This window comes from Streptomyces sp. 7-21, assembly GCF_016741785.1.
In the GTDB taxonomy this organism is placed as follows: domain Bacteria; phylum Actinomycetota; class Actinomycetes; order Streptomycetales; family Streptomycetaceae; genus Streptomyces.
The window spans coordinates 265,343-285,489 of record NZ_JAERRL010000006.1 but is presented as its reverse complement, the minus strand read 5'-3'; the positions used below and the strand labels follow the sequence as shown (position 1 = coordinate 285,489).

The window sequence follows — 20,147 nt, the reverse complement described above, 5'->3', positions numbered from 1 at the left end:
GTGCGTAGGGTGGAGCCGCCATGCCGTACGAACCTCCTACACACCGCGTCGAGCGGTCGCTCCGCGCGACCACCGGTGTCCGTCTCGTCGCCGGGATCGACGAGGTGGGCAGAGGCGCGTGGGCCGGGCCCGTCACGGTCTGCGCCTGCGTGACCGGGCTGCGCCGGCCACCGGAGGGCCTCACCGACTCCAAGCTGCTGACGCCCGCGCGGCGCGAGGAACTGGCGCGGACGCTCGCCGACTGGGTCACCGCGTACGCCATTGGGCACGCCTCGCCCCAGGAGATCGACAGGCTGGGCATGACCGCCGCGCTGCGGCTGGCCGCCGTCCGCGCGCTGGAAGGGCTCCCCGAGCGGCCTGAGGCCGTGATCCTCGACGGCAAGCATGACTATCTCGGCCCGCCGTGGCGGGTGCGGACGGTGGTCAAAGGGGACCAGAGCTGCGTCGCCGTGGCGGCGGCCTCCGTGCTGGCCAAGGTGAAGCGCGATGCGATGCTCGCAGAACTGGCCGCTGAATACCCGCACTTCGGCTTCGAGAGCAACGCCGGCTACCCCTCGCCGGTGCACCGGGCGGCGCTGGCGGAACGCGGCCCTACCCCGCACCACCGCCTGAGCTGGTCCTATCTCGACGACCTGCCCCGCTGGCGCCACCTGAAGGTGCCCGCCCGCCGTGCGGCGTCCGGCAGCGATGCGCTGGAGCGGGCCGGTCAGCTCGGCATGTTCTGACCGCATGTTCTGGCCGCGCCCGGTGTGACCGGGTCAGCCCTGGACGGCCAGGACCAGCGGCATCACCTCCGTCGCGCCCGCCTGCCGCAGCAGCCGCGCGGCCATCGCCAGGGTCCAGCCGGTCTCCGTGTAGTCGTCGACGAGCAGCACGGGGCCGCCCGCCGCCCGCACGGCGCCGGCCACCTCTGGCGGCAGCCGGAGGGCCGCGTGCAGTTCCCGCACGCGCTGGGCCCCGTTGCTCCGCCTGGCCCCGGCCGGTTCCTCCTGGCGCAGTTCGCCCAGCAGCGGCATCCGGCCGGCCTGGGCGAGGCGTCCGGCGAGGGAGCCGACCAGCACCGGCCGCGAGCGGGATCCCACGGCTACGACGCCGACCGGGCGGGGCACCGCGTCCGCCACCCCCGGGGCCCAGCCCCCGGGGCCGGCCGCCCAGGAGGAGACGACGGAGACCACTGCCTGGAACACGTCGTCCGGCACCGGCCCGTCGCCCGCGCCCGGGGCGAAGAGCGGACGCAGCCGGTTCCCCCATCCCAGATCGGACAGCCGGCCCAGAGCCCGCCCGGGGGCGGCCTGCTCCTCGGCCGGTATCCGGCCCTTGAGGCTGACGCCCGCCGCGGGCAGTCCTGTCGGCCACATGCGCCGCGGTTCGAGCACCACGCCGGGGCGGTCCAGCTCGCCCTGGGCAGCCGCGACGAGCTCCGGCGGGACCTCGGCGGAGAACCGGGGGCCGGCGCAGACATCGCACCGGCCGCACGGGGCCGCCCCGGGGTCGTCGAGCTGACGGCGGAGGAACTCCATGCGGCAGCTGTCTGACCGGGCGTACTGGAGCATGGCCCGCTGTTCGGCGTCCCGCTGCCGTGCCACCCGGGCGTACCGTTCCCCGTCGTAGTGCCAGGGGGCGCCGGTGGCCCGCCAGCCGCCGCGCACACGCTCGACGGCGCCGTCGACGTCGAGCACCTTCAGCATCATGTCCAGCCGTGAGCGGCGGAGCTCGACCAGCGGTTCGAGGGCGGGCAGCGACATCGGCCGCCCGGCCTCCCGCAGGACGGCGAGCGTGCGCTGGACCTGCTCCTCGGGCGGGAAGGCGAGCGTGGCGAAGTAGCGCCAGATGGCCTGGTCCTCCGGGCCCGGCAGCAGCACCGCTTCGGCGGTGTCCACGCCGCGGCCGGCCCGCCCGATCTGCTGGTAGTAGGCGATGGGGGAGGAGGGGGAGCCGAGGTGGACGACGAAGCCGAGGTCCGGTTTGTCAAAGCCCATGCCGAGGGCGGAGGTCGCCACCAGGGCCTTCAGCCGGTTGGCGAGCAGTGCCTCCTCGGCCGCCTCCCGGTCGGCGTTTTCCGTGCGCCCCGTGTAGGGGGCTACGGCGTGCCCGCGCGAGGCGAGGTAGGAGGCGACCTCTTCCGCGGCCGAGACAGTCAGGGTGTAGATGATGCCGGAGCCCGGCAGGCGGCCGAGGTGTGCGTCCAGCCATGCCAGCCGGTGCGCCGGGCCGGGCAGGTGGACGACGGAGAGCCGCAGGCTCTCCCGGTCCAGCGAGCCGCGCAGGACCAGGGTGCGCAAGTCCCCGTCGGCGTCCAGCTGCTCGGCGACATCCGAGGTCACCCGTGCGTTGGCCGTCGCCGTGGTGGCCAGGACGGGCACGCCGGGGCGCAGGCTGGCCAGCAGGCTCCGCAGCCTGCGGTAGTCGGGGCGGAAGTCGTGGCCCCAGTCCGAGATGCAGTGCGCCTCGTCTACGACGAGCAGACCGGTCGTCCGGGCGAGCCGGGGCAGCGTCTCCTGCCGGAAACCGGGGGAGTTGAGCCGCTCCGGAGAGATCAGCAGCAGATCCGCCTCCCCGGCGGCAACCGCGGCCTGCACGCTCTCCCACTCCTCGGGGTTGGCGGAGTTCACCGTGAGCGCCCGGATCCCCGCGCGCCTGGCAGCGGCGATCTGGTTGCGCATCAGGGCCAGCAGCGGCGAGATGATGACCGTGGGGCCGCTGCCCTCCGCGCGGAGCAGCGCGGTAGCCACGAAGTACACGGCGGATTTGCCCCAGCCGGTGCGCTGGACGACGAGCGCCCTGCGGCGGCCGGCGACCAGTGCCTCGATGGCGCGCCACTGGTCCTCTCGCAGGCGGGCGCTGCCTGTCTCGTCCCCGACGAGCCGGCGCAGCACCGCGTCGGCCCGCTCCCGGAGCGAGGCGGACCGCTGCGGGCATGGCGCGGCGGCTTCGGCGTCCATCGCGTCTTTCGCGTCTTTCGCGTCGTTCACGGCTTCCACTGCGCTTCCTGATCGGCGGGCATCCCCCCATGCAAGCCCACCCGGGGCCGCTCGCGCCAATCCCGCCTGTGGATAACCGCACATCCCGTATGTCTATTAGGACTTACTCATGCACTTGTGGATAACTTTCTGCGAAATATCCCGTGATCCGGCAGGGTCGAGCCATGACGCATCACACCCACACCACCGGTCAGCTGACGCTCGCGGACAACCGGGTCACCCTTCGCGGCCCCGCCGATCTGGCGGATGCCCTGCCCTACCTCCTCGGCTTCCATCCGGACGACTCCATCGTCCTGCTTGGCCTTCACGGCCCCCGCGGGCGCCTCGGCGGCAGGATCCGCACCGGCATCCCCAGCCGCCCGGACACCTGGCCGGAAGCGGCCGAGCAGCTCGCCGCCTGCCTCGCCGAGGGAGACGGCGCCCGGGGCGGAAAGCCGGACGGCGCGGTCCTCTACCTCTGCCAGGATCCCGTCGGCGGCATCTCCGCCCGGGCCGTCATGGAGCGGCTGCGTCCGCTGGCTCAGCGGCTGCGCACCGCCTGCGGCGCCCGTGACGTGCCGGTGCTGGAGGCTCTCTACGTCGCCGGCAGGCGGTTCTGGTCGTACTGCTGCCCCGGAGGGACCTGCTGCGGTGAGGAGGGGACCGCGCTGCCGCGCGCCGGCACCTCGCCGATGGCGGCGGCCGCCGCCTACGCGGGCATCCGGGTCCACGGCTCCCTGAGGGACATGGAGCGGCGTCTCGCCCCGCTGGGCGGTCCGGTCGCCACCCGGCAGGAGTGCGCCCTCGACCAGACGGCGGCCCTGCTGCTGCCCCGCATGCTCGGCTCCCCGGCCGATGCGGCCGCGGTGCGGCAGGAGACCTCCCGGCTCCTCGGAAGGACGCTGCGCCGGTTCCGGCTGGCACCCGACCCGAAGCGGCCCGGCGAGGTGGAGCGGGATGCCAGGGACGACTGCCTCCTCACGTCCCAGACCGCCGCACAGCTCATCCTCGGCCTGCAGGACCGGACGACGCGCGACCGGGCGGCGGAGTGGATGGAGGGGGCTGACGCGCACCCAGCGCTGCGGCTGTGGCGGGCACTTGCCCGCCGGTGTGTCGGTGCGTACCAGGGATACGCGGCCGCGCCGCTGACCCTGGCCGGCTGGGTCTCCTGGTCGACCGGAGACGAGACAAGCGCCCGGGTGGCGCTTGGCCGAGCTCTGGAAACCGACCAGGAGTACGTTTTCGCGCAGCTGCTGTACCAGGCGCTCAACGACGGGCTCAGCCCGGAGCCGCTGCGGCGGTGCATGCGCCAGGAGCGGGCCGCACGCGGGCTCCAGAAGCCTTCCGGAGGCGCCCTATGATCACGGCATGCCCTACGACCCGTCGGACTTTCCGCAGTTCGCCGTTACCGTCGATCTGGTCGTGCTCACCGTCCGGCGGCATGCCCTGTGCGCGCTGACGGTGCGGCGCGGCGAGGAGCCGTACCGCGGGCAGTGGGCGCTCCCCGGCGGTTTCGTCCGCGCGGACGAGGACCTCGAGGCCGCCGCGATCCGCGAGCTCGCGGAGGAGACCGGGCTGCGGGTGCAGGGCGAGGGCCACGGCGGGCCGCATCTGGAACAGCTGGCGACCTACGGTGACCCGGCGCGTGATCCCCGGATGCGGGTGGTCAGCGTGGCGCATCTGGTCCTGGCGCCCGACCTGCCTTCGCCGACCCCGGGCGGGGACGCGGGCAGTGCCCGGTGGATGCCGGTGGGGCGGGTTCTGGGCGAAGGGGGGCCGGCGCCTGAGCGGCTCGCCTTCGACCACACCAAGATCCTGGCGGACGGCGTCGAGCGTGCCCGCTCCAAGATCGAGTACTCCTCGCTCGCCGCCGCCTTCTGCCCCGCGGAGTTTACGGTGGGAGAGCTGCGGCGGGTCTACGAGGCGGTATGGGGCGTCTCGCTCGACCCTCGCAACTTCCACCGCAAGGTGACGGGCACTCCGGGTTTCCTGGTGCCGGTCGGCGGCACGACAACCCGTCAGGGCGGCCGGCCCGCACAGCTGTTCCGCGCCGGAGGTGCGACCGTGCTCAACCCGCCGATGCTGCGTCCCGAGGTCTGAACGCTGCCGCGCGTTGCCGAGAAAATCGGATATGTCCCGTTATCGTGCCAGGGTGCGTCCTCAACGGGAGATGCGATGATCCAGGCCATCGGGCTCACCAGCCAGTCGCAGCGCGGACAGGCACCGGCCGTCGACGATGTCACCTTCGAGGCCCGCGCAGGCAGCGTCACCGCGCTGCTGGGGCCCGAAGGAGCGGGGAAGTCCACCGTGCTCCGGCTCATGCTCCAGCTCAGCCCAGGGCGGGGCATCACACTGTTCCGGGGCCGCCCGCTGTCCCGCGTACCCCAGCCGTCCCGCGAGATCGGCGTCCTCCTCGGTGACGTGCCCGCCCATCCCGGCCGCACCGCCCGCGGGCAGCTCAGGATGATGGCCGCCGCGGCAGGGGTCCCCGCCGACCGCGCCGACGAGGTCCTCGAGGTCGTCGGTCTCAGCGGCCTGGCGGACCAGCGGCTCGGCACCTTCTCGCGGGGCATGGACCGCAGGCTCGGCATCGCAGCGGCCCTCCTCGGCGACCCCCACACCCTCGTCCTGGACGAGCCGTCGAGCGGGCTGTCACCGCGGGAGACCGCGTGGCTGCACGGGCTGCTGCGCGCTTTCGCGGCGCAGGGCGGCGCCGTCCTCGTCGCCCTCAGCGACCCCGGGGAGGCCGCCCGGTGCGCCGACCGGGTCGTCACCCTCAGGGCCGGGCGGCTGGTCGCCGATCAGGCGTCCGAGGAGTTCGTGCGCACCCGCCTCAGTCCCCGGATCGTGGTGGAGACCCCGGAGGCGGACCGCCTGGTGGATGCGCTCGCCGGAGAACACGGCGCCGCCGCGGGCGGCGGCGCGGCCCGCGTGGAGGTCGTGCGCGAGGACGACACGCGCCTGGCGGTCTACGGCAGCGACCGCGCCGCAGTCGGCGAGGCCGTCCACCGCCATCACGTCCTGGTGCACCGGATCTCCGAGGAGGAGGCCGCGGACCGGTGCGCTCCCGGTCCTCTGGCGCGCGCCGACGGGCGCACGGCGGCTCCCGGTGAGCCGGCTGCGCGCCAGCTGCGGAGCACGGCGGAGACGGCCGAGCTGCCGCCGCGGCTCGCCGCCGCGCCGCCCCCCGGCCCGAGCTGGCCGCTGCGGTACGAACTGCGCCGCTGGGCCGGGCTGCCCGGCACGTGGTACGTCAAAGCCCTGGCGCTGCTGACCGGGGCCCTCAGCGCAACCGCGCTCGCCTGCCTCGGCGCCTGGCCTGCGGAACGCGTCCTCGCCGGCTGGCCGGAGCCGCTTCCGCTGTCTCCCGTCTCCTTCGCGGCCGGACTCCTGGGAGCCATGGCTTTCGGGTACGAGTTCCGCTACCCCGCGCTCGCTCCCGCACGGGTAGCGGTGCCCCGCCGGCTCTCGCTGCTCGGGGGGAAGCTCGTCATCTCTGCGGCCGCGGCCCTGCTGCTGTGCGCCGCCGCCGTCGGCCTCAACTGCCTGGTGCTGTCCGTGCTGCTGGAAAACCAGCAGGACGTGGTCGCCGCCTGGGCCGGCGCCCTGCACAGCACGGTGGCCCTCTCCGTCGGGTGTGCCTGGGCCGGCCTGCTCGCCGCCGGGGTGTTCCGTTCCACCCTCGCCGGGCTGGTCGCCGTCGCCGCCGTTCCGCTGGTGCTGGCCCCCGCGCTGCGGGCTGTGCTGGCCGGGCCAGTGGGGCAGTCGGTCGACGAGCTGCCCCACCGGTTTGCGTCGCTGACGTCGGTTCCGTTCCCGTCCGGAGTGGACCGCTGGCTGTCCGCATCGGTGCACCTCGCGTCGCAGCCGGTGGGATGGGCCCTGGTGCTGTCGCTGACCGTATTGCTCTGCGGATATGCCGTCGTCAGCCTGCGCGGAGGGCTCCGGTGACCGGGGCCTGACCGGGGACGCGGCCGTGATCCAGGCCTCCCGCAGGTGCGTACGGCCCAGTTGAGAGACCCTGACCTCCGGGTTTGCCTCGGAGAAGTCCGTTTCCTTCCGCTTGGTCGTCAATTATGCGGGGAGCGCCGATCACCCTTTCGTGTGCTTTTCACCAAAGCCCTCAAGGTGTCTGCGGAGCCCGCCGACATATGGAGGCGTGACTACCCTTGCGCACTCCATGATCACCTCCACGCGTTCGACCGAGCCCGGCCACGGCGTGCCAGCCGATGTCGACCGCTACTCCTACGCCGAATCGACGGGCGCGGCGCGGACCACCAACGCCCCTGCCTGGGACAACGGTGACCCCGACATCAGCCGGGTCGGCCGCCGTGCCGCGGGAAGCAGGGGGAGAGGACTGCACGGCCAGCTCGTCCAGCAGCTGGGACAGATGATCGTCTCGGGGGACCTGGGCGCCGACCGCCCGCTGGTCCCCGAAGAGATCGGCCAGCGCTTCGAGGTCTCGAGGACCGTCGTCCGCGAGTCGCTGCGCGTGCTGGAGGCGAAGGGGCTCGTGAGCGCGCGCCCGAACGTGGGCACGCGGGTGCGGCCCGTGGCTGACTGGAACCTGCTGGACCCCGACATCATCGAGTGGCGCGCCTTCGGCCCGCAGCGCGAGGACCAGCGCCGTGAGCTGTGCGAGCTCCGGCTGACCATCGAGCCGCTCGCGGCTCGGCTGGCGGCCGCCGACTGCCGTGAGGACGTACGGCAGCGCCTGGGCGACATGGTCGACATCATGACGCACGCGCTCGGGCAGGGAGACGCCCTCACGTTCTCGCGGGCCGACACTGAGTTCCACGCGCTGCTGCTCCAGGCGGCAGGCAACCGGATGCTGGAGCATCTCTCGGGCATCGTCGCCTCGGCACTCCAGGTCTCGGGGGGCGCGGTCTCCGGCTGCGAACAGCCCACGGAAGCCTCCGTGGGGCTGCACCAGCGCATCGTCGACGCGATGGGCTCGGGGGAGGCCGGGGCCGCCGAATCGGCCATGCGGCAGCTTCTCACTCCCCAGGACAGCGGGGCCCAGGGTGCCTCGGGCGCCCCCGGGTCGGGCGCGGTTCCCGCCCCGCGCGAACACTGAGAAACGGCATGTCACCGGGCGTCGCCGGAGCCGGCCAGGGAGGGCTCCGGCGACGCACCCGCGCCAGCCCCGCTACAGTCGAGCCTGCGGTGTGACTCGGGCCACGCGGAAGCCGCGTAACACTTCGGGGAGCAGCGCGATGATTCAAGAGGTGGCGATGGCGGCCGGACCCGTGGTCTCCCATCTGCTTGCCAACGCCGTTGGCACACCCCTGCCGGCGGTCATGGTCCCGCTTGTACCGGGCGGGCCTTAAGCCGTTCCCAGAGTTCCGAGAGGTTGTTCGTGTCGGCCAGCACTTCCCGTACTCTCCCTGCGGAGATCGCCGGAGCCACTTCAGTAATGGCGCTCATCGAACGGGGAAAGGCTGAGGGGCAGATCGCCGGCGACGATGTGCGCCGGGCCTTCGAGGCTGACCAGATCCCATCAACCCAGTGGAAGCACGTTCTGCGCAGCCTCAACCAAATCCTCGACGAGGAAGGCGTGACGCTGATGGTGAGTGCCGCCGAGGCGCCTAAGCGCACCCGCAAGAGTGTTGCCGCCAAGTCATCGGCCAAGCGGACGGCGACCAAGACGGTCGCGGCCAGGAAGACCGCGGCCAAGAAGACGGCGGCCCGTTCGCAGTCGGCGGAGGCCGGCGGCGAGGAGTCCGAGGCCGAGGGCAGGACCGCGGCGAAGAAGACCACGGCCAAGAAGACCGCCAAGAAGGCCGCGGCGAAGAAGACCGCGGCCAAGAAGACGGCGGCGAAGCGGACGACCGCGAAGAAGACCGCCGCGAAGGCCGAGCCGAAGAAGGACATCGGCGACGAGTTCCTCGACCCGGAGGAGGAGCTGACCGACGGCCCGGAGCGCGCCGCGGACGCCGACCCCGAGAGCAAGACCGAGAACGAGGGCTTCGTGCTCTCCGACGAGGACGAGGACGACGCCCCCGCCCAGCAGGTGGCTGCCGCGGGCGCGACCGCTGACCCGGTCAAGGACTACCTCAAGCAGATCGGCAAGGTCCCGCTGCTCAACGCCGAGCAGGAGGTCGAGCTCGCCAAGCGCATCGAGGCGGGCCTGTTCGCCGAGGACAAGCTGGCCAGCTCCGACAAGATCGCGCCCAAGCTCCGCCGCGAGCTGGAGATCATCGCCGAGGACGGCCGCCGTGCCAAGAACCACCTGCTGGAGGCCAACCTCCGCCTGGTGGTCTCGCTGGCCAAGCGCTACACCGGCCGGGGCATGCTCTTCCTGGACCTCATCCAGGAAGGGAACCTCGGGCTCATCCGGGCCGTGGAGAAGTTCGACTACACCAAGGGCTACAAGTTCTCCACCTACGCCACGTGGTGGATCCGGCAGGCGATCACCCGCGCCATGGCCGACCAGGCGCGTACCATCCGCATCCCGGTGCACATGGTCGAGGTGATCAACAAGCTGGCCCGGGTGCAGCGCCAGATGCTCCAGGACCTGGGCCGCGAGCCCACGCCGGAGGAGCTGGCCAAGGAGCTCGACATGACCCCCGAGAAGGTTGTCGAGGTCCAGAAGTACGGCCGCGAGCCGATCTCCCTGCACACCCCGCTCGGCGAGGACGGCGACAGCGAGTTCGGCGACCTGATCGAGGACTCCGAGGCCGTGGTCCCCGCCGACGCCGTGAGCTTCACGCTTCTGCAGGAGCAGCTGCACTCCGTGCTCGACACCCTGAGTGAGCGGGAGGCGGGCGTGGTGTCCATGCGCTTCGGGCTCACGGACGGGCAGCCGAAGACGCTCGACGAGATCGGCAAGGTCTACGGCGTGACCCGGGAGCGGATCAGGCAGATCGAGTCGAAGACGATGTCGAAGCTGCGCCACCCCTCACGCTCGCAGGTGCTGCGGGACTACCTCGACTAAAGCCCCGGCGCCTCGGCACGGCAGCGCAAACGGGCGGCTACCCCTGGTGAGGGGAGCCGCCCGTTTGCGCTGCCGGGGAAGCCCGGAAAGGTGCCGGAAAGCCGTGCAAGCCCGTCGGGGACGCGAGGACCGGTCAGCGCTCGCCGTCGCGCGCCGTGGCCGACGTCGCCGTGAGCTTCTCCGTCTCGTCCTGTATCTCCGCGGCGATCTTCTTGAGCTCGGGCTCGAACTTACGGCCGTGGTGGGCGCAGAAGAGCAGCTCTCCGCCGCTGGTGAGCACCACGCGCAGGTACGCCTGGGCGCCACAGCGGTCGCAGCGGTCGCCGGCCGTCAGCGGGGTCGCGGGGGTCAGAACAGTAGTCACGTCGCCTCTTCTCTAGCTCGACGAGCTGTCGTACCAGGGACAACATCCCAGCCTGCCGGATCGTTCCCGATCATGGGCGCCCGGCGGACAAAATTCTGCCGGTCTGGCTGGAAAGCTGCCCAGTGGCGGCGAATGAGCCGATTGCGTAGGAGTGCCTGGTTGGGTTGATTGGTGGTCTTTTACGGCTACCCCTGGGATGCCGGGGGTATCCACGATGGTGTCGTTCTCGCTCAGGAGGACGTGCCCGGAGCCTAAAGGGTTCATGCCTCGAAGGGAACGTGATGTACGCGTCACGGGGTCGGGTAATCGAACATGTGATCGAGATTCGGTTACGCTATTAGCTCTGCTGGGTGGCTGCACAACCGCTCTACAGAGCCTCGGTACCCTCTGAGCGGCGACAAGCCACCAGATCAGGATTCAGCGAGGAGCGAACTGCGTGACCGCCGATACGTCCGTGCCATCCGCCGCACTGCTGACCGGATCCGATCCGGGGAGCAACTACACCGCACGGCACCTTCTGGTTCTGGAAGGACTGGAGGCGGTGCGCAAGCGCCCCGGCATGTACATCGGCTCCACGGACAGCCGTGGCCTGATGCACTGCCTGTGGGAGATCATCGACAACTCCGTGGACGAGGCGCTCGGCGGCTACTGCGACCGCATCGAGGTCCTGCTCTACGAGGACGGCTCGGTGGAGGTCAGGGACAACGGCCGCGGCATCCCCGTGGACATCGAGCCGAAGACCGGCCTGTCGGGCGTCGAGGTGGTGATGACCAAGCTCCACGCCGGCGGCAAGTTCGGTGGTGGTTCGTACGCCGCCTCCGGCGGTCTGCACGGCGTGGGCGCCTCGGTGGTGAACGCGCTCTCCGCGCGCCTGGACGTCGAGGTGGACCTCCACGGCCGCACCCACGCCATGAGCTTCCGCCGCGGCACCCCCGGTATCTTCGCCGGGGAGGGCCCGGACGCTCCCTTCGAGCCCGCCAGCGGCCTGCGGAAGACCAAGAAGATCCCCAGGACCCGCACCGGTACCCGGGTGCGGTACTGGGCCGACCGGCAGATCTTCCTCAAGGACGCCCGGCTGTCCCTGGAGCAGCTGCACGCGCGTGCCCGGCAGACCGCCTTCCTGGTGCCGGGGCTGACTATCGTCGTGCGGGACGAGCGGGGCCTGGACGGCGCCGAGCCCAGCGAGGAGGTCTTCCGCTACGAGGGAGGAATCAGCGAGTTCTGCGAGTACCTGGCGCCGGACAAGCCTCTCAGCGACGTGCTGCGGCTGACCGGCCAGGGGACGTTCAAGGAGACCGTGCCCGTCGTCGACGAGGACGGCCACATGAAGCCCACCGAGGTCAAGCGCGACCTGGGCGTCGACGTGGCGCTGCGCTGGGGCACCGGCTACGACACCACGGTCAGGTCGTTTGTCAACATCATCGCCACGCCCAAGGGCGGCACCCACGTCGCAGGCTTCGAGCGCGCCGTGACCCGGACGCTCAACGAGGTGCTGCGGTCGACCAAGCTGCTGCGCGTTGCCGAGGACGACATCGTCAAGGACGACGCGCTGGAGGGCCTGACCGCCGTGGTGACCGTGCGGCTGGCCGAGCCGCAGTTCGAGGGCCAGACCAAGGAGATCCTGGGCACCGCTGCCGCCTCCCGCATCGTGGCCCAGGTGGTGGCGGCCCAGCTGAAGGCGTTCCTCACCTCGACCAAGCGGGACACCAGGGCGCAGGCCAGGTCGGTGCTGGAGAAGGTCGTGGCCGCTGCCAGGACGCGTATCGCGGCGCGCCAGCACAAGGAGGCCCAGCGCCGCAAGACCGCCCTGGAGTCCTCGGCTCTGCCCGCCAAGCTCGCCGACTGCCGCAGCAACGACGTGGACCGCAGCGAGCTGTTCATCGTCGAGGGAGACAGCGCCCTCGGCACGGCCAAGCTGGCGCGGAACTCCGAGTTCCAGGCGCTGCTGCCCATCCGCGGCAAGATCCTCAACGTCCAGAAGTCGTCCGTGTCGGACATGCTCAAGAACGCCGAGTGCGGGGCGATCATCCAGGTCATAGGAGCAGGCTCCGGGCGCACCTTCGACATCGACCGGGCCCGCTACGGCAAGGTGATCTTCCTGGCCGACGCCGATGTCGACGGGGCGCACATCCGGTGCCTGCTGCTGACGCTCTTCCAGCGGTACATGCGGCCCATGGTCGAGCAGGGGCGCGTGTTCTCCGCGGTGCCGCCGCTGCACCGCATCGAGCTGAGCAACCCGCGCAAGGGCCAGGAGAAGTACCTGTACACGTACTCGGACAACGAGCTGCGGGAGACCCTGCTGGACCTGGAGCGGCGCGGGATCCGCTACAAGGACAACATCCAGCGCTACAAGGGCCTCGGTGAGATGGACGCGGACCAGCTGGCCGAGACGACCATGGACCCCCGCAAGCGCACGCTGCGGCGGATCAACATCGGGGATCTTCAGGCCGCGGAGGCGGCGTTCAGCCTGCTGATGGGGAACGAGGTCGCCCCGCGCCGGGAGTTCATCGCCAGCTCCGCCGCCATGCTCGACCGTACCCGCATCGACACCTGAGCGTCCGGGCGCCGGTGCCCGGGTCACGCGCCCGCGGGCACCGCCGCCAGGCCGGTCACGCGCAGCCGCGGCTGCGGGGCGGGCGTGGCGCCGCAGCTGGCGGGCACGGGCGCCCGCCCGTGCTCCTGCCGCACCGAGACCCGCCAGGACCTGCCGTCCGCGTGCCGGACGTCCACCTCCCAGGACCCGCCGGACAGGGCGCGCGTCGCCGCCGTCAGGGCGTCAGCGCCCGTCTCGCCGGTGTGCGCCCGCACGGCGAGCTCGGCCGCCTGTCCCGGCCGGTCCCACGTGGAGCGGCCACGGCAGCCGTCCAGCACGACCCGCCCGTCGAGCAGCCCTGCCAGCACCGCCTTGGTCGCGAGCGGGGTCACCCGGCCGTAGGCGTAGCCGTGCGGCAGCGCCAGCAGCGTCGGCGCGAACCGGTGGCCGCCCAGGTGTGAGCTCTCCCAGACCCAGGCGCCGCCGGCGGCCTCCGCCTGGGCAGCCAGCGGGCGCCCGAGCACGGCACAGCAGCGGTCGCGCCTGCCGTTGGCGCAGACCAGCAGCAGCGGGGCGCCCCGGTGCGGCTCGCCCCAGCCGTCGTGGTGCCCGCCGCCGAGCCGGGCGAAGTCCAGCGCGAGCAGCTCGCGCGGGTCCGCCAGCAGTGCCGTGCGCACCCAGGTCCGTCCGGGCGCGGTGTGGGCGAGGACGGCACGGCGCCACGGCCCGGCGGAGGTGCCCCCCGCGCGACCGGGGCGGCGGATCAGCGCCACCCGCACGCCCGTACCCCCGGCCGCCTCCGCCAGGGCACGGCCGGTGGACGGATCGAGCCGGCTGCTGGCCAGGGCGTCGGCTCCCCAGGGGCCCGGCTGCTCGAGCGCGAGCCACGTCGCTGCCGTCGCGGCCGTCCCGGCCAGTGGCTCGTTCTCTGCCTCGGACAGCGCCGCGCACGTACTCACGGTGGTCAGGTTAGCCTTCCCTGCCCCGGCAGCCTCGCAGGCACCGCGCGCCCCTGGGGTGCCGTGGTACCCCGGCCGTCACACCGGCCCGGCGACCGCCGCCACGGCCTTGGGCAGCGGCGTGCCCGAGCCGTCGCGCCGCGGGTCCGGCTCCGGCAGCGGGGCCGGCGCGCCGGTCCGCGTCGCCGCCCGCGCGGGCGCCGCGCCGGCCCAGGCGAAGGCCAGGTGATCCTCGCCCTTGAGGAAGCGCTGGCACCGCACGCCGCCCGTGGCGCGTCCCTTGCGGGGGAACTGCGCGAACGGCGTGAGCTTCGCCGTCCCCAGCGAGTCGTCCAGCGTGCCGCTGCCGCCGGCCACGGTGAACACCACGGCGTCACCGGCCGGGTCAACCGCGGTGAAGGAGATGACCCGCGCCGTGGCGCCCAGCTTGATGCCGGCCACACCGCCGGCCTGCCGCCCCTGCGGCCGGACCTGGGCGGCCGGGAACCGCAGCAGCTGTGCCTCGCTGGTGATGAACACCAGGTCCTCTTCGCCGGTGCGCAGCTCGGCCGCGCCCACGACCCGGTCGCCCTCCTTGAGGGAGATGATCTCCAGCTCGTCCTTGTTCGCCGGGTAGTCCGGGACGACGCGCTTGACCACGCCGTGCTCCGTGCCCAGCGCGAGGCCCGGCGAGGACTCGTCGAGCGTCGTCAGGCACAGCACGGACTCGTCCGCCTGGAGCGACAGGAACTCCGACAGCTGCCCGCCGCCCGAGAGGTTCGGCGCGGTCGCGTCCGCGGGCAGCTGCGGCAGGTCGATCACCGGCAGCCGCAGCAGCCGCCCCCGGGACGTCACCGCGCCGACCGTGCCGCGCGCCGTCGCCGACACCGACGAGACGATCACGTCATGCTTGGTGCGCTTGGCCTGCGCGTCGAACGGCGTCTGCGCGTCGGCGGTCCGCGCCAGCAGCCCGGTGGACGACAGCAGCACACGGCAGGGGTCGTCGGCGACCTGGAGCGGCACGGCCTGGGCCGGGACGCTGTCCGACTCCACCAGCCGCGTCCGCCGTGGGGTGCCGAACTTCTTCGCCACCTCGGCCAGTTCGGAGGAGACCAGCTTGCGCAGCGCGGCGTCCGACTCCAGGATCTCCGTCAGCTCCGCGATCTCCTGTTCCAGCCGCTCGCGTTCGGCCTCCAGCTCCAGCCGGTCGAACTTCGTCAGCCTGCGCAGCGGGGTGTCCAGGATGTACTGGGTCTGCGCCTCCGACAGCGAGAACCGCTCCCGCAGCGCCTCCTTGGCCGCAGCGGCGTTCTCGCTGGAGCGGATGAGGCGGATGACCTCGTCGATGTCAAGCAGCGCCACCAGCAGGCCCTCGACCAGGTGCAGCCGGTCCCGGCGCTTGCTCCGGCGGAACTCGCTGCGCCGCCTGACCACCTGGAAGCGGTGGTCGACGTACACCTCGAGCAGCTCCTTGAGCCCCATGGTCAGCGGCTGCCCGTCGACCAGCGCCACGTTGTTGATGCCGAAGGTCTCCTCCATCGGCGTCAGCTTGTACAGCTGCGCGAGCACCGCCTCGGGGTTGAAGCCGTTCTTGATCTCGATGACCAGCCGCAGCCCGTGCTCCCGGTCCGTCAGGTCCTTGACGTCGGCGATGCCCTGGAGCCGCTTGGCGTTGACCAGGTCCTTGATCTTCGCGATCACCTTCTCCGGCCCCACCGAGAACGGCAGTTCGGTCACGACCAGGCCGCGGCGCCGGGCCGTCACCTTCTCCACTGAGACGGTGGCCCGGATGCGGAACGTGCCGCGGCCGGTCCGGTAGGCGTCCCGGATGCCGTCCAGGCCCACGATCTGGCCGCCGGTCGGCAGGTCCGGGCCCGGGACGAAGCGCATCAGCGTGGCGAGGTCGGCCCCGGGGTGCTTGATCAGGTGCCGGGCAGCGGCGATCACCTCGCCCAGGTTGTGCGGCGGCATGTTCGTCGCCATGCCGACCGCGATGCCGCTCGCGCCGTTCACCAGGAGGTTGGGGTAGGCGGCGGGCAGCGCCACCGGCTCCCGTTCGCTGCCGTCGTAGTTCGGCGCGAAGTCGACGGTGTCCTCGTCGATGGACTCCACCATCAGGCCCGCGGCCGCTGCCGAACGGCACTCGGTGTACCGCATCGCGGCGGGCGGGTCGTCGTTCCCCAGGGAGCCGAAGTTGCCGTGGCCGTCGACCAGGGGGAGCCGCATGGAGAACGGCTGCGCCATCCGCACCAGCGCGTCGTAGATCGCGGTGTCGCCGTGCGGGTGGAGCTTACCCATCACCTCGCCGACGACCCGGGCGCACTTGACGTAGGGGCGCTCTGGCCGCAGCCCCATCTCATGCATCTGGTAGAGGATCCGGCGGTGCACCGGCTTCAAGCCGTCCCGCGCGTCGGGAAGGGCACGCGAGTAGATCACCGAGTAGGCGTACTCAAGGAACGAGCCGCGCATCTCGTCGACGACGTCGACGTCGAGGATCCGTTCCTCGAAGTCGTCCGGCGGCGGGGTCTTGGTACTCCGGCGGGCCATCGGGGCAGCAGCTCCTTAGCGGGATGGTCGGTGCGGACGAGCAACCATGCGGTCGCCGCCGACCATTGTGACGCGCGCTGCCGACAGCGCCCCGCGGGCCACCGGCCCTCGCACGTCGCACACCCCGCCTCACCTTGCATAAGGTGGCTGAACCGCGTTCCCCACCGTCCGAGCGAAGGGACCTCAGACCCATGGGCCACACGGCCACCACGCAGGATTCCGTCGGCGGGCTCACCGCGACCGAGCACAGGCTGGCCAACGGCCTTCGCGTCGTGCTCTCAGAGGACCATCTCACCCCGGTCGCCGCCGTCTGCCTCTGGTACGACGTCGGTTCGCGCCACGAGGTCCAGGGCAGAACCGGACTGGCCCACCTCTTCGAGCACCTGATGTTCCAGGGGTCGGCGCAGGTGCCGGGAAACGGTCACTTCGAACTGATCCAGGCGGCGGGCGGTTCCCTCAACGGGACCACCAGCTTTGAGCGGACCAACTACTTCGAGACCGTTCCCGCCCACCAGCTCGAACTCGCGCTGTGGCTCGAGGCCGACCGCATGGGCACGCTGCTGAGCGCCCTCGACCAGGAGTCGCTGGACAACCAGCGCGACGTCGTGAAGAACGAGCGCCGCCAGCGCTACGACAACGTGCCCTACGGCACCGCGTTCGAGCGCCTGGCCGCGATGGTCTACCCCGAAGGGCACCCCTACCACCACATCCCCATCGGTTCCATGGCCGATCTGGACGCCGCCTCGCTGGAGGACGCCCAGGACTTCTTCCGCACCTACTACGCGCCGAACAACGCCGTCCTGGCCGTCGTCGGTGACATCGACCCCGACCAGACGCTGGCCTGGGTGGAGAAGTACTTCGGCAGCATTCCCTCCCACGAGGGCAAGCGGCCGCCGCGCGACGGCTCCCTGCCGGGCGTCATCGGCGCCGAGGCCCGCGAGCTGCTGCGGGAGGACGTGCCGGCCCGCGCGGTCATGGCCGCCTACCGGCTGCCGCAGGACGGCACCCGCGAGGCCGACGCCGCCGATCTCGCCCTGACCGCGCTCGGCGGGGGCGAGTCCTCCCGCCTCCACAACCGGCTGGTGCGCCGCGACCGCACGGCCGTCGCCGCCGGGTTCGGCATGCTGCGGCTGGCGGGCGCACCCTCGCTCGGCTGGCTCGACGTGAAGGCGTCGGGCGACGCCGGGACCGACGAGATCGAAGCGGCCATCGACGAGGAGCTGACGCGGTTCGCGGCCGAGGGCCCCACCCCCGCCGAACTGGAGCGCGCCCAGGCCCAGTTGGAGCGTGAGTGGCTCGACCGGCTGGCCACGGTCGGCGGGCGTGCCGACGAACTGTGCAAGTACGCCGTGCTGTTCGGGGACCCGCAGCTGGCACTCACCGCCGTGAACCGGCTGCTCGAGGTCACCCGGGACGAGGTGCGCGCGGTCGCCGCCGCCCACCTGCGTCCGGACAACCGCGCCGTGCTCGTCTACGAGCCGGAGGCGCCCGCGGCGGAATCCGGCGCCGACGCCGACGACAGCGACACCGAGGCCGAAGGGGCCGACAAGTGACCGAGACGACCATGCGACTTCACCCCCAGCCCACCCCCGGCGAGCCCAAGCCCTGGTCCTTCCCGGTGCCCGAGCGCGGCACCCTGCCCAACGGGCTGACCGTGCTGCGCAGCGACCGCCCCGGCCAGCGCGTCGTCGCCCTGGAACTCCATGTCCCGGCACCGCTGGAGGCCGAGCCGCGGGCGCAGGAGGGCGTTGCCGCGATCACGGCGCGCGCTCTCGCCGAGGGAACCGAGTCCCGCACCGCCGAGGAGTTCGCCGCCGAGCTGGAGGCCTGCGGCGCGACGCTGGACACCCACGCCGACCACGGCGGCATCCGGATCTCCCTGGAGGTCCCCGCCACCCGGCTGCCCCGCGCCGCCGGGCTGCTCGCCGAGGCGCTGCGCGCCCCGGCGTTCCCGGAGAACGAGATCGAGCGCCTGGTCCGCAACCGCCTGGACGAGATCCCGCACGAGCTGGCCAACCCCGCGCACCGCGCCGCCATGGCCCTGTCCGAGGCGCTGTTCCCGGAGGACTCCCGCTACTCGCGGCCCCGCCAGGGCACCCCGGAGAGCGTGTCCCGGGTGGACGCCAAGGCCGTGCGCGCCTTCTACGAGGCACATCTGCGGCCCGGGGCGGCCACCGCCGTGGTGGCCGGCGACCTGTCGGGCGTGGACCTCGACGGGGTGCTGGCTGACACCCTCGGCGCCTGGTCGGCGCCGCCCGTCGGCGACGTGCCGTTCACGCCCGTCACCGCTGAGGACACCGGCCGGGTGGTCATCGTCGACCGGCCGGGCTCCGTGCAGACGCAGCTGCTCATCGGGCGCACCGGCCCCGACCGGCACGATCCCGTCTGGCCCGCGCAGAAGGTCGGCGTCTACTGCCTGGGCGGCACCATCACCTCGCGCCTGGACCGGGTGCTGCGTGAGGAGAAGGGCTACACCTACGGCATCCGCGCCTACGGTCAGGTGCTGCGTTCCAGCGCCGAGGGCACGGGCCTGGGGCTGCTGTCGATCCGGGGATCGGTCGCCACGGACGTCACCGGCCCGGCGCTGGCGGACCTGTGGACCGAGCTGCGGTCGGTGGCCGCTGAGGGACTGACCGAGGAGGAGCGGGACGCCGCCGTCCGCTACCTGGTGGGCGTGGCGCCGCTGCGGTTCGAGACCGCGGCGGGCGTGGCGAGCACGCTCGCCGACCAGGCCGAGGAGGGGCTGCCCGACGACTACCAGTCGTGGCTGGACGCCCGGATCGCCGACACCGGCGCCGTCGAGGCGTCCGCCGCCGTCGCGCGGGCGTTCCCGGCCGACCGGCTGGTGACCGTGCTCGTGGGCGACGCCGAGCGCATCGCGGACCCGGTGACCGCACTCGGTATCGGTGAGGTCACCGTCGTCAGCGGCTGACCGCCCGGTCCGCCAGGCCGCCTGGTTACCCGGCGGGCCGGTTGTCCGGTGACGTCCGGTGCCCGGAACCGGGTAACCAGGTATAGCGGCCGAAAAATGCCGCTGCTTTCCGGCACGCTATCGGTTTCTTCTGCCGTGTGGCATACAGTTCGGGGGAGTGACTCGGTAGTAATGCAGCAGCTCGCGCCGGTGAGGGCACGGATTTGGCAATGGGGGTCAGTTCATGCGTATCTCCGCGCACACGGTATGCACGGCGATTCGTGACGACATTGTCAGCGGCGTCCTGCCTCCGGGGAGCCGGCTGGCCGAGGAGCAGCTCGCCCAGCGTTACGGCGTTTCCCGGGTGCCGGTGCGCGAGGCCCTGCGCACCCTCGAATCGGAGGGGTTCGTCGTCTCCCGGCGCCATGCGGGTGCCTGCGTCGCCGAGCTGGACGACCGGGAGGCGGCGGACCTGCTGGACATCAGGGCGCTGCTGGAGCCGCTGGGCGCCGCCCGCGCGGCCCAGCGGCGCACCGAGGCGCATCTGAAGGTGCTGCGTGGCCTGGTCCGGCTCGGCCGGCAGCGCGCCAGCCAGGGACAGGAAGGTGACCTGCGCTCCCTGGCGGACTGGTTCCACGAGACGATGGCCCAGGCGACGTGCAGCCCGGGGCTGACGGCCCTGCTGGTGCAGATCCGCCGCAAGATCACCTGGCTGTACACGGGCGAGCCGCTCGGCCGGGCGGTGGCGAGCTGGCAGGAGCGCGGGGCGCTCGTGGACGCCGTCGCGCGGGGGGACGCCGAGCGCGCGCGGGCGCTGGCCGCCGCGCACGTGGAGCGGTCCACGCCGGCGCGGCGGCAGTTCCGGCCGCTTCCTGTGAGAAATCCGAAACCTGTCGTCAACACGGGGCGCGGCCAGATTTAACAAACACCGCATAAACAAGGCTGTGTACCGGAACA

The 20,147-nt window shown here is 72.3% G+C and carries 14 protein-coding genes; 10 read left to right on the top strand and 4 right to left on the bottom strand.

The window, feature by feature from the left end; all coding sequences use genetic code 11:
• Positions 1-20 precede the first annotated feature (20 nt).
• Positions 21-725: a ribonuclease HII gene (locus tag JK356_RS10575; protein WP_201867367.1), complete on the top strand. Its 705-nt coding sequence runs from the start codon at positions 21-23 to the stop codon at positions 723-725.
• Between the two features lie 33 nt (positions 726-758).
• Here JK356_RS10575 and JK356_RS10570 read toward each other — a convergent pair whose 3' ends face one another.
• Positions 759-2,942 carry a RecQ family ATP-dependent DNA helicase gene (locus JK356_RS10570; RefSeq protein WP_201867423.1) on the bottom strand — a complete coding sequence of 728 codons (2,184 nt, stop codon included), beginning with the start codon at positions 2,940-2,942 and terminating at the stop codon, positions 759-761.
• A gap of 203 nt (positions 2,943-3,145) precedes the next feature.
• Here JK356_RS10570 and JK356_RS10565 point away from each other — a divergent pair, with 203 nt between their 5' ends.
• From JK356_RS10565 to JK356_RS10545, 5 genes are all read left to right on the top strand, one after another.
• Positions 3,146-4,321 (top strand): DUF4192 domain-containing protein, encoded by a 1,176-nt coding sequence (locus JK356_RS10565; RefSeq protein ID WP_201867366.1) that lies wholly within the window; start codon positions 3,146-3,148, stop codon positions 4,319-4,321.
• 7 nt (positions 4,322-4,328) lie between these two features.
• Positions 4,329-5,060, top strand: coding sequence for an NUDIX domain-containing protein (locus tag JK356_RS10560; protein ID WP_201867365.1), 732 nt, complete (start codon positions 4,329-4,331; stop codon positions 5,058-5,060).
• A gap of 75 nt (positions 5,061-5,135) precedes the next feature.
• A complete protein-coding gene (locus JK356_RS10555) occupies positions 5,136-6,911 on the top strand; it encodes an ATP-binding cassette domain-containing protein (protein ID WP_201867364.1) in 1,776 nt (591 codons plus the stop codon).
• 229 nt (positions 6,912-7,140) lie between these two features.
• The gene (locus JK356_RS10550) at positions 7,141-8,037 is read left to right on the top strand and encodes a FadR/GntR family transcriptional regulator (protein ID WP_236671078.1); all 897 of its coding nucleotides are present in this window, start codon (positions 7,141-7,143) and stop codon (positions 8,035-8,037) included.
• A gap of 276 nt (positions 8,038-8,313) precedes the next feature.
• On the top strand, positions 8,314-9,897 hold the full coding sequence (locus tag JK356_RS10545) for an RNA polymerase sigma factor (protein ID WP_236671077.1): 1,584 nt from the start codon (positions 8,314-8,316) through the stop codon (positions 9,895-9,897).
• Between the two features lie 133 nt (positions 9,898-10,030).
• Here JK356_RS10545 and JK356_RS10540 read toward each other — a convergent pair whose 3' ends face one another.
• Entirely contained in the window at positions 10,031-10,261 is a 231-nt protein-coding gene (locus JK356_RS10540; RefSeq protein WP_201867361.1) for a hypothetical protein, read from the bottom strand.
• Positions 10,262-10,697: 436 nt separating this feature from the next.
• On the opposite strand from JK356_RS10540, the gene JK356_RS10535 reads away from it, so the two are divergent.
• On the top strand, positions 10,698-12,815 hold the full coding sequence (locus JK356_RS10535; protein WP_201867360.1) for a type IIA DNA topoisomerase subunit B: 2,118 nt from the start codon (positions 10,698-10,700) through the stop codon (positions 12,813-12,815).
• 23 nt (positions 12,816-12,838) lie between these two features.
• Here JK356_RS10535 and JK356_RS10530 read toward each other — a convergent pair whose 3' ends face one another.
• Complete coding sequence (locus JK356_RS10530) at positions 12,839-13,753, bottom strand: sucrase ferredoxin (protein ID WP_201867359.1); 915 nt, start codon at positions 13,751-13,753, stop codon at positions 12,839-12,841.
• Between the two features lie 78 nt (positions 13,754-13,831).
• A complete protein-coding gene (locus tag JK356_RS10525; RefSeq protein ID WP_201867358.1) occupies positions 13,832-16,279 on the bottom strand; it encodes a DNA topoisomerase (ATP-hydrolyzing) subunit A in 2,448 nt (815 codons plus the stop codon).
• A gap of 191 nt (positions 16,280-16,470) precedes the next feature.
• Here JK356_RS10525 and JK356_RS10520 point away from each other — a divergent pair, with 191 nt between their 5' ends.
• The 3 genes from JK356_RS10520 (at position 16,471) to JK356_RS10510 (ending at position 20,112) form a co-directional block, all read left to right on the top strand.
• Entirely contained in the window at positions 16,471-17,832 is a 1,362-nt protein-coding gene (locus tag JK356_RS10520; protein ID WP_201867357.1) for a pitrilysin family protein, read from the top strand.
• 11 nt (positions 17,833-17,843) lie between these two features.
• Positions 17,844-19,211 (top strand): pitrilysin family protein, encoded by a 1,368-nt coding sequence (locus JK356_RS10515; RefSeq protein ID WP_201867356.1) that lies wholly within the window; start codon positions 17,844-17,846, stop codon positions 19,209-19,211.
• A gap of 223 nt (positions 19,212-19,434) precedes the next feature.
• Positions 19,435-20,112: a GntR family transcriptional regulator gene (locus JK356_RS10510; protein ID WP_201867355.1), complete on the top strand. Its 678-nt coding sequence runs from the start codon at positions 19,435-19,437 to the stop codon at positions 20,110-20,112.
• Positions 20,113-20,147: the final 35 nt, after the last annotated feature.